General features: G+C 66.1%; 11 protein-coding genes and 1 pseudogene. 9 read left to right on the forward strand and 3 right to left on the reverse strand.

The window, feature by feature from the left end; translation table 11 throughout:
* Positions 1–28: 28 nt before the first annotated feature.
* Together FV217_RS19730 and FV217_RS23045 are read right to left on the reverse strand one after the other, a co-directional pair.
* A complete protein-coding gene (locus FV217_RS19730) occupies positions 29–1,336 on the reverse strand; it encodes an MdtA/MuxA family multidrug efflux RND transporter periplasmic adaptor subunit (RefSeq protein ID WP_147819095.1) in 1,308 nt (435 codons plus the stop codon).
* A 289-nt stretch (positions 1,337–1,625) separates the two neighbouring features.
* Complete coding sequence (locus tag FV217_RS23045; protein WP_187272644.1) at positions 1,626–1,772, reverse strand: hypothetical protein; 147 nt, start codon at positions 1,770–1,772, stop codon at positions 1,626–1,628.
* Positions 1,773–2,099: 327 nt separating this feature from the next.
* Here FV217_RS23045 and FV217_RS19735 point away from each other — a divergent pair, with 327 nt between their 5' ends.
* The 4 genes and pseudogenes from FV217_RS19735 to FV217_RS19750 all read left to right on the forward strand — a co-directional run bounded on the left by FV217_RS19735 (position 2,100) and on the right by FV217_RS19750 (position 5,907).
* Positions 2,100–3,245 (forward strand): aminotransferase, encoded by a 1,146-nt coding sequence (locus FV217_RS19735; RefSeq protein ID WP_147819097.1) that lies wholly within the window; start codon positions 2,100–2,102, stop codon positions 3,243–3,245.
* Positions 3,245–3,782, forward strand: a pseudogene (locus FV217_RS19740) (DUF4112 domain-containing protein). The gene FV217_RS19735 and the pseudogene FV217_RS19740 overlap by 1 nt, the downstream one beginning before the upstream one ends.
* 28 nt (positions 3,783–3,810) lie before the next feature.
* Complete coding sequence (locus FV217_RS19745) at positions 3,811–5,013, forward strand: ABC transporter permease (RefSeq protein ID WP_147819101.1); 1,203 nt, start codon at positions 3,811–3,813, stop codon at positions 5,011–5,013.
* A gap of 210 nt (positions 5,014–5,223) precedes the next feature.
* Positions 5,224–5,907: a putative 2OG-Fe(II) oxygenase gene (locus FV217_RS19750; protein WP_147819103.1), complete on the forward strand. Its 684-nt coding sequence runs from the start codon at positions 5,224–5,226 to the stop codon at positions 5,905–5,907.
* 28 nt (positions 5,908–5,935) lie between these two features.
* On the opposite strand, the gene FV217_RS19755 is transcribed toward FV217_RS19750, so the two are convergent.
* Complete coding sequence (locus FV217_RS19755) at positions 5,936–7,912, reverse strand: malonate decarboxylase subunit alpha (RefSeq protein ID WP_147819105.1); 1,977 nt, start codon at positions 7,910–7,912, stop codon at positions 5,936–5,938.
* On the opposite strand from FV217_RS19755, the gene FV217_RS19760 reads away from it, so the two are divergent.
* The 5 genes from FV217_RS19760 to FV217_RS23530 form a co-directional block, all read left to right on the forward strand.
* Complete coding sequence (locus FV217_RS19760) at positions 7,890–8,111, forward strand: hypothetical protein (RefSeq protein ID WP_210245156.1); 222 nt, start codon at positions 7,890–7,892, stop codon at positions 8,109–8,111. The genes FV217_RS19755 and FV217_RS19760 overlap by 23 nt on opposite strands.
* A gap of 221 nt (positions 8,112–8,332) precedes the next feature.
* Entirely contained in the window at positions 8,333–9,955 is a 1,623-nt protein-coding gene (locus tag FV217_RS19765; RefSeq protein ID WP_147819109.1) for a histidine kinase famiy protein, read from the forward strand.
* 153 nt (positions 9,956–10,108) lie between these two features.
* Complete coding sequence (locus FV217_RS19770; RefSeq protein ID WP_147819111.1) at positions 10,109–12,514, forward strand: hybrid sensor histidine kinase/response regulator; 2,406 nt, start codon at positions 10,109–10,111, stop codon at positions 12,512–12,514.
* A 614-nt stretch (positions 12,515–13,128) separates the two neighbouring features.
* Entirely contained in the window at positions 13,129–13,725 is a 597-nt protein-coding gene (locus FV217_RS23715; protein ID WP_281407179.1) for a BA14K family protein, read from the forward strand.
* Between the two features lie 289 nt (positions 13,726–14,014).
* Positions 14,015–14,296, forward strand: a 282-nt coding sequence (locus FV217_RS23530) for a hypothetical protein (protein ID WP_246683017.1), incomplete at its 3' end; no start/stop codon positions are given.

The raw sequence follows: 14,296 nt of genomic DNA on the forward strand, positions 1-14,296 counted from the left end.
AAGACCTTCTCACGCCAGCCGCACGACCTCAGCCGCATAGAGGGCCCGCTGGTCCTCGAGGGCGGAGCACGGTCCCGTCGATCGCTCGGCCTGGTGCCGCCTGCGGGCCTGCGGCGCCGGTGGTGATGCGCACCGGCGCGCCCTCGCGGAGGCGGTCGGTGCCGTCGGTGACGACACGGTCGCCCGGCTGTAGCCCGGCGGTCACGACCGTGCGGCTGCCGTCGGTCTCGCCCACCGTGATCGGGCGGACGCTGACCTTGTCGTCGCCCTGCATCAGATAGACGTAGGTGCCCGGCGTGCCGCGCAGAATCGCTGCTGCCGGGATCACGGGCGCATTCCGGATCGTGTCCACGGTCAGCTTCGCGTTGACGAACTGGTTCGGGAACAGCGTCTCGTCGTCGTTCTTGAACAGCGCGCGCAGCTTCACCGTGCCAGTGGTGACGTCGATCTGGTTGTCGACCGTATCGAGCGTACCGGTGGCGATCTCGTGCTGGTCGCCGCGATCGTAGGCGCGCACGGTGAGCTTGGCGCCCTCGCGGACGCGCTTCATCACCCGCGAGACGTCGTCTTCCGGCAGGGTGAACAGCACCGAGATCGGGTGGAGCTGCGTCACGACCACGATGTTGGTGGACCCACCCGAGATGTAGTTGCCCTGGTCGACCTGACGAAGGCCGACACGGCCCTCCACCGGCGAGACGATGTGCGCATAGGCGATGTTGAGCCGCTGCTGGTCGACCACCGCCTGGTCGGCGGCGACGGTACCCTCGTTCTGCTTCACGAGGGCGGCCTGGGTGTCGACGTTCTGCTTCGAGATCGAGTCCTGTCGGTTTAAGGTCTGGTAGCGGACGAGGTCGAGTTTGGCGTTCTGCAGGAGCGCCTGATCGCGGGCCAGCTGCCCGAGATACTGGGCGAGCAGCGCCTCGTAGGGCCGCTGGTCGATCTGGGCGAGGTAATCGCCCTTCTTCACGGTCTGGCCCTCGCGAAAACCGATCTCGGTGAGATAGCCGCTGATCTGCGATTTGACCGTCACCGTGGCGAGCGGCGTTACCGTGCCGAGACCCTGGAGCACGATCGGCATGTCGCCGGTCGCCACCGTGGCAATGCCGACAGCCTGGGCCATCTCGCCGTGCTTGCCGCCCCCGCGACCGTGTCCGGCCTCGGTGGTGCCCGCCGCCTTCTTCGCGTCGTACATCCGGTGCGCGACGGCTCCACCGAGGCCGAGAACCAGGAGCAGAATCATCCAGCTCCCGAAGCGGCGCCGCCGACGGGTAGGCGTGGGCGTCAGCACGGGATATTCCCGGGCGGTCTCCCTGCGAATGGGCGAACTCTCGTTCATCCTCGACTCAAATCAAAGCGCCGCTTCGAAACCAATCTTCGTGTCGGATCCCGTTCGATCATCGGTCGAAGTCTGCTTCCGTTCGGCGGCCGAAAGCAATTCGATCGAAGGATCCGTCCCGTCAAACCTCAAGTTCGTCCAGCGGTCAGCTCTGCCGTGGGTGGGCTCGAAGCCGCCGGAGGGACCATGCTGACCTTCCCCCGGCAATGCGCCGTGAGTACGGCACCCAGGTTTCCCGGATGTTGCTATTACCGGTTTCGCACGGCGCCCGGCAAAAACACCTGTGGTGCTATCGCGCAGCCGGTTCGAGGGTGCGGTAGAAGCGGATCACGTCGCTGAATGCGTCGTCTACCGGAGCCACAGGAATCGCTACGCGAAGCCAGACACCGAGTATGCCGACGCCGAGTGCCAGAAAGAGCGAGGTGCTGGTCCGCATGGCGAGTTCGTAGCCGATCCTGTTGCCGATGCAGACAGCAAAAAGGCCACCGCGCTAAGCGATGGCCTTTTCGATACAACCGGACCGGCGACCGTTCGCCAGGAACGAGGGGGCGGAGTTCCCGTCAAGCGACCGCCGGCCGGCCGTGGGTCGAGAATTGTCTCACGACTGACGATTGTCAACATTCGTCAGCCCCGGAGTCCGGGCGACCCGGAAGTCATGTGCGGTCCCGCACGTTTTGCCGGGATATCCCCGCGTGGTATCGGGTCGTCGTCTTGACGCGGCGAGAGAACCACGAGCGGTCCTCGTTCCCTTCGATCCGGTCGCATGAACCCCGTCTTTTCCGATCTTCCCGTCACGGTGTTCGAAACGATGTCGCGGCTCGCGCGCGAGCATCGGGCGATCAATCTCGGCCAGGGCTTTCCAGACGATCCGGGGCCGGAGGACGTGCGCGAAGTGGCGGCTGACGCGCTTCGCAACGGCTACAACCAGTATCCGCCGATGATGGGGCTGCCCTCGCTTCGCGAAGCCATCGCGGCGCATTACGGCCGGCACCAGGGCCTCGACCTCGATCCGGAGACGGAGGTGATGGTGACCTCCGGTGCCACGGAAGCACTGGCCGGCGCGATCTTCGCGTTGATCGAGCCCGGCGACGAAGTCGTGCTGTTCGAGCCGATGTACGACGCCTACCTGCCGCTGGTACGCCGGGCCGGCGGCGTACCGCGGTTCGTGACGTTGAAGCCGGCGCATTTCGGCATCGACGACGAGGCGCTGTCCGCCGCCTTCTCCGAGAAGACCCGGCTCGTCATCCTGAACAATCCGTTGAATCCCTCCGCGACGGCGTTCGCGGAGGCCGACCTCACGCGGCTTGCCGGCTATTGTCGGCGCTTCGATGCGGTCGCCCTCTGCGACGAGGTTTGGGAGCACGTGATCTTCGACGGTGCCCGTCATCGCCCTCTCATGACGCTGCCGGGAATGCGCGAGCGTACGATCAAGATCGGCTCGGCAGGAAAAATCTTCAGCCTGACCGGTTGGAAGGTCGGACTCGTGATGGCGCCGCCGCCGTTGATGCGCGTGCTGTCCCGCGCCCACCAGTTCCTCACCTTCACGACGCCGCCGAACCTGCAGGAGGCGGTGGCTTTCGGCCTCGCGAAGGACGAGTCCTATTTCGCCGACATGCGTGCCGGACTCGCCCGCTCGCGGAACCGGCTGGCTTCCGGGCTTTCGGATCTCGGCTTCACCGTGCTGCCGAGCGCGGCAACGTACTTTCTCAACATCGATCTCGGCGCCGGGGCCGACGACGTCGCCTTTTGTGAGGCTCTGGTGCGGGAGCATGGGGTCGCCGCGATACCCGTCAGCGCCTTCTACGAAAGCGGCAGCGTGAAGAACCTCGTGCGCTTCTGCTTTGCCAAGACGGACGAGACGCTGGACACGGCGCTCGCTCGGCTCCCGCGCTGCACGCAGGCCGCGTGATGAATATTCGTGCCGGCGGTTGGCCCTTCCTTGTCGTGACACGGATCGTGGGCCACATCCTTCTTCATGAGCGCAACCGATACACCCCGCACTTCGCGCACGGTCTTCGCCGAGCCTCTCGGCGCGACAGACCTCCGCCGCTTCACCGACACGGGGGCGGAAGCCAGTCTCCTGCGGCTGGAACAGCTTGCGCACGTGATGGACACGGCATTTCAGATACCGGGCACCAACCGCAGGGTCGGGCTCGATGCGGTGATCGGCCTCGTGCCGGTGATCGGCGACATCGCCGGCATGGCGATCGCCTCCTACATCGTCTACGAGGCCCGGCGCCTCGGCGCCCCGCGCTGGCTGGTCTGGCGCATGATGGGCAACGTGGCTTTCGACGGTGCCGTGGGCGCCGTACCGCTGGCGGGCGATATTTTCGATGCGGCCTTCAAGGCCAATCGTCGCAACGTCCGCCTGCTGCGCAAGCATCTCGAGAAAAAGGGTACCTTGCGGCCGAACGAGATCGAGGGCACGGCGACGCATCTCGATTGATCCGTCCCCCCGCCGAGGCCGCTATCCGATGAACGAGGTTCCGCGCCCGCAGGCCGACGCGGTCCCGGTCACTGCGCCCGCTAACGCGCCGCAGATCCGGCGGCTTCAGCCTGAAACGCGGCGCGGGCTTTCGCCGATCAACCGGCGCCGCCTCGCGAATTTTTGGAAGAACCGGCGCGGCTCGTGGTCGGCCGTGCTGTTTCTGATCCTGTTTGTGGTCAGCCTGTTCGCGGAATTCATCGCCAACGACCGACCGATCTTCGTGTCCTACAAGGGCGAGTGGCTCTACCCGGTCTTCGTCGATTACCCGGACGAGAAATTCGGTGGTTTCCTTGCGCAGACCGATTATCGCGCGCCGGAGACCAAGAAGGAAATCGAGCAGAATGGATGGGCGCTCTGGCCGCCGATCCCGTACTCCTACAACACCTTCATGAGCGACCTGCCGACGCCGTCGCCCTCCCCACCGACCTGGAACCTGTCCGACGAGCAGTGCCGTCCGGTCGCCGAGCGCGCCGGGGTGAAGGTCGAGGGCCCTGGGCCCGGCTGCCGAGACATCGAACAACACTGGCTCGGCACTGACAACGCCTCGCGCGACGTGCTCGCCCGCATCATCTACGGTTTTCGGATTTCAGTGCTGTTCGGCCTGGCGCTTGCCCTGGTCTCGTCGGTTGTCGGCGTGATCGCGGGGGCCGTGCAGGGTTTCTTCGGAGGCTGGACCGACCTGATCTTCCAGCGCGTCATCGAGATCTGGAGTGCGGTGCCGACGCTCTACCTGATCATCATCATGTCGGCTTTCCTGGCCCCGAGCTTCTTCACCCTGCTCGGCATCCTGACGCTGTTCGCCTGGACCGCCCTCGTCGGGGTCGTCCGCGCCGAGTTTCTGCGCGCCCGGAACTTCGAATACGTTCGCGCCGCACGCGCTCTCGGCCTCTCCAACGTGGCGATCATGACCCGGCACCTGCTGCCGAACGCCATGGTGGCGACGCTGACCTTCCTGCCGTTCATCCTGAACGGCTCGATCACAACCCTCACCTCCCTCGACTTCCTCGGCTTCGGTCTGCCGCCGGGATCGGCCTCGCTCGGTGAGCTGTTGGCGCAGGGCAAGGACAACATCAACGCGCCCTGGCTCGGGCTGACCGGGTTCTTCGTCGTGTCGGCGATGCTGAGCTTGCTGGTGTTCGCGGGTGAGGCGGTGCGGGACGCCTTCGATCCGCGAAAGACGTTTGCCTGATCGACGGCCTACGCAGTGTCCTCGGATCGCCCGCCTCGACGCTTCCATGGCCGTGCGTCGGTCATCGAGGGCAATGCGGATTGGTCGGGCGCCGACCTTCCGGTTATCTCGCCCGGTCCGGACAGCATGGCCCTATGACAGTCTGAACACGGCGGAGTGCGCGCCAGACATTCGCTTGGCCGGCTGTCGACGGCCGCCGCAGGAGTCCCCATGACCAGCCAGGGAGAGACCTTCCGCAATCGGGCCATCGCACTCAAAACGCGTGCCCTGCGCAAATACGAAGCGGAGATGGTGCCGACAGGCAGCGACGACGGCGATCCAGCCATGGAGGTGCTGTCGCCGTTCGGGCCGATGATCGGACGGACGCGCGTGTCGCCCGACCTCCTGTCGGGCATCAACGCTTTCGCCGATCGCCATACCGCGTCCGGTGCCTCCGAGTTCCTGGTTCCGCCCGACATCGCCTGCGCCGGTGGAGACGCTTCTCTAGCGGCGGTCATCGAGGACAGGATCCGCAGATATGTCCTGATGGCCGAGGGTGTGGGTCCCAAGCGCATCGAGATCGACCGGATCTGGGTTGTCAGCCAGTATGCCGGCACGCCGAGCCCGGTGCATTTCCATTCCGGAGATCTGTCCGGCGTACTTTATCTCAAGTCGCCCGAGCCGCCACGGGACAAAGACTTGAACAAGACTTACATCTCCGGGCGCCAAGCCGGCTATCTCAACTTCCTGACCGGCGGCAAGCAGAGGTTTGCCAGGACGCTCCTCAGCGTGCCGCCCGACGTCGGTGTGCTCTACACCTTTCCGGCTTGGCTGCTCCATGGCGTCGAGCCGTTCCGAGGCAGCGGCGAGCGCCGCTCTCTGTCTTTCAACGCTCGCGCCGAAGTCGACGACTGAGCTCAGCCGGGCACTAGTGGCGCCAGCTTCACTCGGCCGCCACAGCGGGCGAGATCATCTTGCGCGCCTTCTTGTCGACGTTGCCGAGGAAGGCGTGGGCCTCCTCCTTGCGCTCGAAGACGTGGGGGGCGACGCCGCGCTTGTTCAAGGCCTCCTCCATCTTCAGGCGGAGGAAGGCGCTGGTCGCGTAGCGGGTGGTGGTCTGGTAATAGTTCGCCGAGAGATATTGGATCATCCCGGCATAGTCGTCGTAGAGACTTTCGTTGAGCCGGAAGCCGTCGTGGTTGACGACGGAGTTGACGCGCTGGCCGGCCTTCTTGCAAGCGCCGACGATGGTGAGCCGCAGCTCGTCCATGTCGCTCTTCACGCGGCAGTACCAGCCCTCGAGGTTGATGAAGAGCAGGTTGCGCTCCGGATCGTAGCTCACGCGGTCCTTCAGATCGAGGTTGAGCAGGTCGGAGGCCAGCTCCATCGGCTCCTCGCGGAAGATGCGCGGATCCATCGGCACCGGGTTCCGGATCACCGGCTTGAAATCCATGTGCGGGAGGATGTCGCGCTCGATGTCGATGCCGGGCGCCACCTCGATCAGCTCCAGCCCCTCCGGGGTGAGCTGGAAGACGCAGCGCTCGGTCACGTAGATTACCGGCTGCGACTTCTGCACGGCGTAGGGGCCGCTGAAAGTGTTCTGCTGGACCTGGGTGACGAATTTTTTCGCCTTGCCTTCCTTGACGATCTTCACTTGCCCTGCATCGACTGCAATCTCGAGGCCGCCGGCGGTGAAGGTGCCGGCGAAGACGACGCTGCGGGCGTTCTGGCTGATGTTGATGAAGCCGCCGCAGCCGTTGAGCTTGCCGCCGAACTTCGAGGTGTTGACGTTGCCGGCTTCGTCGCACTCGGCCATGCCGAGGCAGGTCATGTCGAGGCCGCCGCCGTCGTAGAAGTCGAACATCTGGTTCTGGTCGATGATGCAGTCGGCGTTCGTCGCGGCGCCGAAGCTCGATCCGCTGGCGAGCACGCCGCCGACGGCGCCAGCCTCGGTGGTCAGGGTGATGTAGGGGGTGATCTTCTCTTCGTTCGCGACGGAGGAGATGCCCTCCGGCGCGCCGACGCCGAGATTGACGACGCCGTTCGGCGGCAGCTCGAAGGCGGCGCGGCGGGCGATGATCTTGCGCTCGTTCAGCGGCATCCGCTTGATGCCGGTGACCGGCACGCGGATCTCACCCGCGAGCGCCGCATCGTAGACGACGCCGTAGTTCATGCGGTGCATCTCGGGCTCGGCGACCACGACGCAATCGACGAGGATGCCGGGCACGCGCACGTCCTTCGGCAGCAGGTAGCCGTCGTCGACGATGCGCTCGACCTGGGCGATGACGATGCCGCCGTTGTTGCGCGCGGCCATGGCCTGCGCGAGGCAGTCGAGCGTCAGCGCCTCCTTCTCGTAGCTGAGATTGCCCGAGGGATCGGCGGAGGTCGCGCGGATGAAGGCCACGTCGATCTTGGTGGCCGTGTAGAACAGCCACTCGTCACCATCGACGTCGACGACCTTGACGATGTCGTCCTGCGTCAGTTCGTTGACCTTCGCCCCACCGTGGCGCGGGTCGACATAGGTGTGCAGGCCGACCTTGGAGAAGAGCCCCGGCTGGCCGGCGGCGCAGGCGCGGTAGAGCTGCGAGATCACGCCCTGAGGCAGGTTGTAGCCGCGGATGCGGTTCTCGGCGGCGGCCTGCGCGACCTTGGGCATCCGGCCGAAATTCGCGGCGATTACGCGGGTAAGCAGGCCGTCGTGGTGCAGGCGCCCGGTGCCGAGGCCTTTGCTGTCGCCTGCGCCCGCCGTCATGATCAGGGTGAGGCCGCGGGGCGAGCCGGTCTCGACGAAGCGCGTCTCCAGGGCCGCGTGCAGCGCCTCCGGAATGCAGCTCTGGACGAAGCCAGTCGTGGTCACGACGTCGTTCTCACGAATGAGCGCGATCGCCTCCTGGGCCGTGATCACCTTGTTCTTCTTCATCGAACGCGTCGTCCTCCGGCTACACCCGCTCTGCGACGGTCCCGGCAAGATCTTGCACGTGGATCGTCGCGGCGGAGTCTTCGTCGCCGCGGTCGAAACGAGCGAAGCCCCCGTCGCGATCCGCAGCAAGATTGCCCATTCTCGTGCTGCGTCGCGCAAAATCTCTGCTGCGCTGCAATCACAAGCCTGGGAACAATGATCTTAGCGCAGTCGCGCGCCGGGCGGACCTGAAAAAGACTCTCCGGCGGCTCAAGAAAAACTCGCGGCCGCATCCGTGCGAAACGCGGGTCGTCAACGGACGAAACGACGGCCCCGCTTGCGAGGGAACATCGGACGAGGCCCCTTGTTTGGTGCGATGCCTCGTTGTGCCAGCGCCTGCCGCCCGTCGGCCATCACGATGACCGACCTCCAAGGAGCCTGATGTACGAGTCCCCGGAAAAGCGCGGTCACGGCCACCACCCGTCGGTGACCGGCAGCGGCGAGGCGGAGCTGTCGAACACGCATTCCGACATCTTCTTCGCCGCCGTCGAGACGACGCGGATGCCGATGATCGTCACCGATCCGCATCAGCCGGACAACCCGGTCATCTTCGCCAACCACGCCTTCGCGAAGATGACTGGCTACGCCAACGACGAGGTCATCGGCCGCAACTGCCGCTTTCTGCAGGGTCCTGAGACCGATGGCGAAGCGGTAGACGAACTGCGCCGGGCCATCGCCGAGCGCAGGGAGGTCGCCACCGAGATCCTGAACTATCGCAAGGACGGTTCGGCGTTCTGGAATGCGCTCTTCATCTCGCCCGTGCACAACAAGCAGGGCGAACTCGTCTATTTCTTCGCCTCGCAACTCGACGTGTCGCGCCGTCGCGATGCCGAAGAGGCTCTGCATCAGGCACAAAAGATGGAGGCGCTCGGCCAGTTGACCGGGGGAATCGCGCACGACTTCAACAACCTCCTGCAGGTGATCAGCGGCTACACCGACATCCTGCAGATGCTCATCGACAGCGGTTCGCCCGATATCGCGCGCCTCGCCCGCGCTGGTGAGGCGATCCGGACGGCGACCGACCGGGCGGCGAAGCTCACCCACCAGCTTCTCGCGTTCTCGCGCAAGCAGCGCCTCGAAGGCCGGGCGATCAGCCTCAATGCCCTCGTCGAGGGCATGAGCGAGATCGGCGACCGGACCTTGGGCGACGATGTCGAACTGCGTCGCGAACTCGCCCCCGATCTCTGGAACGCCCGCGTCGACCCAACCCAGGCCGAGGTCGCGCTGCTCAACGTCCTGATCAATGCGCGCGATGCCATGCCGAATGGCGGCTGCGTCACGGTCGAGACGAAGAACCTCGTCCTGCAGGATCGACAGGCCGCCCTGCTTCAGGGCGTCCAAGCGGGGAACTATGTCGAGGTCTCCGTGTCGGATACCGGCATCGGCATGTCGCCGGAGGTGCTGCTGCGGGTGATGGAGCCGTTCTTCACGACGAAGGAAGAAGGCAAAGGTACCGGCCTCGGGCTCGCCACCGTCTACGGCTTCGCCAAGCAATCCGGCGGCACGGTGCGGATCACCTCGGACGTGGACCGCGGAACCACGGTGCGGCTGCTGTTCCCGGCGACCCAGGCGTCCATCGAGCGCGAACCGAGTCCGTCCCACAAGGTCGCCGAGCGGCACGGATCTGAGACCGTCCTCGTCGTCGACGACAGGGCGGAGGTCGCAGAGACCGCCCGGATCATCCTCGAGGATTTCGGTTATCACGTTCTCGTGAGTCACAGCCCCCGCGATGCGATCGCCATCATGGAGAACGACGCGCGCATCGATATGCTGTTTTCGGATCTGATCATGCCCGGGGGGATGACGGGCGTCGGCCTTGCCCGCGCGGCCCGGGAGCGGCAACCGAAGATCCGGATCCTGCTCACCACCGGTTTCGCCGCAAACTCCCTCGAACGCTCCGGCGTCGGCGGGAGCGAATTCGAGATCATCAACAAGCCCTATCGGCGCATGGAACTGGTCCGCCGCGTGCGGCAGGTTTTCGATGGCCCGGCCGGGACCGGTTGAACACGCGTCGATCGACTCGACCATGGAGCTATGTCATTCCGGCCACGTGCAGAGCCTGATCGTCGACCATGCGGGTACGAATGCCGCACCCTTCCGATCCGTCCGCGACCGCGTGAAATGGACCGGCGTTCCGTCGGCCGGACCATCGGTCCGATGACGAACGATGCGGGCTTCCTGCGCGGCGGCGGAGCCATGGGTGCCCTGATCCGCGCCTACGAGTGGGTGGCGACACCGCTCGGCCCACCGGAGACTTGGCCGCAGGCGCTGCGTTCCGCGATAGACCTCTGCCTGCATTCGAGCTTCCCCACGGCGATCTACTGGGGGCCCGAGCTGCGGCTTCTATACAACGACGCCTGGGCGCCGATTCCCGCCGAGCGGCATCCGGACGCGCTCGGCCGGCCCGGCGCCGAGGTCTGGTCCGAGATCTGGCCGATCATCGCACCGCAATTCCAGCGGGTCCTCGATTCCGGTGAGGGCTTCGCCGCCTTCGACCAGATGCTGCCGATGGCGCGGGGTGGCCGGGTCGAGGAGACGTGGTGGACCTACAGCTTCACGCCGATCCGCAGCGAAGACGGCACGATCGCCGGGGTGCTCAACCAGGGCAACGAAGTCACGGCGCATGTCCGCACGCAGCACGCGCTGCGGGAGAGCGAAGGCAAGTTCCGCGGCATCACGAACTCGGTCGACCAGATGATCTGGTCGACCCTGTCCGACGGTTTCCACGACTATTACAACGACCGCTGGTACGAGTTCACCGGCGTGCCGGCGGGCTCCACCGACGGCGAGGCCTGGAACGATATGTTCCACCCCGAGGACCGGGAGCGGGCCTGGGGCGTCTGGCGGCACAGCCTGGAGACGGGCGAGACCTACCACATCGAGTATCGGCTCAAGCACCATTCCGGCACCTATCGCTGGGTGCTCGGACGGGCGCAGCCGGTGCGCGACGCGAAGGGCGACATCACCCGCTGGTTCGGCTCCTGCACGGACATCCAGGAGATCGTCGACGCCCGCGAGGTGCTGGCCCGCTCCCGCGCCGAGCTGGAGCGGCAGGTCGCGGAGCGCACCCGCGAGCGCAACCGCCTCTGGGCGATGACCAACGACCTCATGGGCACCGCCGGGCTCGACGGCTACCTCAAGGCGGTGAATCCGGCCTGGACGCGGATGCTCGGCTGGAGCGACGCGGAACTCCTCGCACGTCCATTCTCCGAACTCGTCGACAAGAGCGACCACGCCGCGACGGCCGACGTCGTCCGACGATTGTCGCTGGGCGAGACGGTCGACGGCTTCGTCGATCACGTCTTCTGCAAGGACGGCCGCCTGCGCACGATCATGTGGAGTGCGGTGCCCGAGGGCGCGCTGTTCTACATCGTCGGACGCGACATCACCGAGCAACGCAACGCCGAGGAGGCGCTGCGCCAGTCGCAGAAGATGGAAGCGGTGGGCCAGCTCACCGGCGGCCTCGCCCACGACTTCAACAATCTGCTCACCGGCATCTCGGGCTCGCTCGAACTCCTGCAGACCCGCGTGAGCCAGGGCCGTCTTGGCGACGTCGATCGTTACGTCAACGCCGCGCAGGGCGCCGCGAAGCGGGCGGCCGCCCTCACCCACCGGCTGCTGGCCTTCTCCCGCCGCCAGACCCTCGATCCGAAGCCTACCGACGTGAACCGCCTCGTCGTCGGCATGGAAGAACTGGTCCGCCGCACGATCGGCCCGCACGTGACGCTCGAAGTGGTGGCGGCGGGCGGCCTCTGGTTGGCGCTGGTCGATCCCTCGCAGCTCGAGAACGCGCTGCTGAACCTCTGCATCAATGCCCGCGACGCCATGCCGGATGGCGGCCGCATCACCATCGAGACCGCCAACAAGTGGATGGACGAGCGCGCCGCCAAGGAGCGCGACCTCGACCCCGGCCAGTATCTCTCGCTCTGCGTGACCGACACCGGCACAGGCATGACGCCGGAAGTGATCGCCCGGGCCTTCGATCCGTTCTTCACGACGAAGCCGATCGGCCAGGGCACTGGCCTCGGCCTTTCGATGATCTACGGCTTCGTGCGTCAGTCCGGCGGACAGGTACGGATCTATTCGGAGATCGGCGCAGGCACCACGATGTGCCTCTATCTGCCCCGCCATTACGGGGCGGCGGAGGATGTCGAGGGGGTGCCCGACCTCTCCGGCGCGCCGCGCGCCGATGCCGGCGAGACCGTGCTGATCGTCGACGACGAGCCGACGGTGCGCATGCTCGTCATCGAGGTGCTGGAAGACCTCGGCTATACCGCGATCGAGGCGGCGGACGGGGCCGGTGGCCTCAAGGTCCTGCAATCCGATGTGCGCATCGACCTGCTCGTCACCGATGTCGGCCTGCCTGGCGGGATGAACGGCCGCCAGCTCGCGGATGCCGGCCGCGTGCTGCGCCCGACGCTGAAGGTGCTGTTCATCACCGGCTACGCCGAGAACGCTGTGCTCGGCCACGGCCATCTCGACCGCGACATGCAGGTGCTGACGAAGCCCTTCGTGATGGAAGCGCTGGCGAGCCGCATCCGCGATCTCATCGCTGGGTCTTGACCCCAGCTCCGGCCCGATTGCCGATCGGGACATCGCTGGCCGACCTGCGAATGGGGCAGCCGTAACTCTTCGGCCGCGGCCAGGCATCGGGCCGATGGCACCCCATTAACGCCATCGCGAACCGACGAGCCCAAAAGCGCGCCAAACGAAACTTTGGTCGCAACGTTCATCTGCGGAGCATGAGGCCCGGATCCGGGCACTGCTCCAGCCTGGAGGACGAAACCCGGAGCCCGACGTGCCGACAGAAGCCGAGTTCGAGGCGACACCCGATGCGGCTGACGGCCTAGCGCTCTTGGAGGCAAGACTGAAGCGTCTTTCGCCTGCAGAACTCGATGCGTTCCGGGAAGCCGTGTGCCGCTGCTATGCCGGTGGGCTGGGCGAGGAATCACAGGAGCCCGACGCATACTGACTGACCTCCTTGGCGAACGCGAACGTGTCGTCATGTCGATACTGCGTCGTCGAACGATCATGTTCTCAGCAAATGAGACAGGAACCGTGAGATCCGGGGAATGAAAACCGCCGACGCTCGTTATGATTTCATGGATCCGAGAAAGATCGATCGGAATTTGATCATGAGACGTATTGTTTTGGCTTCGGTTCTAGCCGTCGGATGCTTGACCGTAACGACGGGGACCGTCGAGGCGCAGAATGCCTTGAGCGGAGGCGGTATCGGAGTCGGAGGCCGCGGTATCGGTGGTGGTGGCCTCGCTGGAGGAGGAGGCAGCCTCGGTGGCGGCTCGAGTGCCGGTGGTTCCGTCGGTGGTGGCCTGGCTGGTGGGGGAGGCCTACGCGGTGGCGGCTTCGCGGCCGGACCCCGCGGAGGGTTCGGTGGCAATGCCCTCGGCGGTGCCGTCGTCCGCAATCCCGGCGGCGTCGTGGACGGAAGCGTCGGCGGAAATCCGGGCTGGAACCGTCCCGGCCGGCCCGGTGGCCCGGGCCGTGGTTGGCGCGGCCGGTATCCCGGCTACGGCTATGGCGGTGGTCTCGGCTACGGCGCCGGCCTTGGGTATGGAGCCGGCTTCGGGTACGGGTTCGGCGGCGACCCCTACGGATATGCCAACGACGGCTATGCCGCAGCTGGTTATGTAGACGAAGAGGCGGTGCCCGCCGCGGACGAGCAGGCCGCCTACTGCGCGCGACGCTTCAAGACCTACGATCCGCGTAGCGGTACCTATGTCGCCACGGGCGGCAAGCGGCGCTCCTGCCCGTAAGGTTTGCGGCGACCGCTTCTCTCTCGATCGCATCCTTAGGCTTTCGCCGGACGTGCCGAGCCGGTCATCGGTGGAGATCAGCGCTGGCTGGGACGGGCCAGCCCGGAACCGGGAGCCGACACGAACCCTGTGGGCATCGGCCCGCAGGGTTTTTCGTTCTGCGCGAGCCGTCTTCGATCCATCCCCGATCGGATCGAGACCGAGGCTTTTCTCCGGACGTGGCCGGGCGCACAGATTGCACGACGCGACCGGCGCATCCCGGCGACTTGGTCGATCGGACGCCCGTACTATGGACGAGTTGGTTTTCTTCCTTGGTCTCGGCATCGCGGCGCTGGCCGTGCTCGCCTGCGGGCCGGTTGCGTTCGCGCTGACGATTGCGCAGCGTCGGCGGATTTCCATCCTGGAAGACAGGCTCGCACGCTTCGAGCGGGCGACGCCGCCCACGGCCGCGACGATACCGGCCGCCCGGCCCGAAATAGCCGGCCTCCACCGAGTAGCGCACCAGCAGGGCCGCACCGAAGATGAGGGCGACGCCGCCGACCCAGACCGTCCAGCGGGTGCCGAAACGCTC

Origin of the sequence: Methylobacterium sp. WL9 (genome assembly GCF_008040035.1) — a bacterium.
In the GTDB taxonomy this organism is placed as follows: Bacteria; Pseudomonadota; Alphaproteobacteria; order Rhizobiales; family Beijerinckiaceae; genus Methylobacterium; species Methylobacterium thuringiense.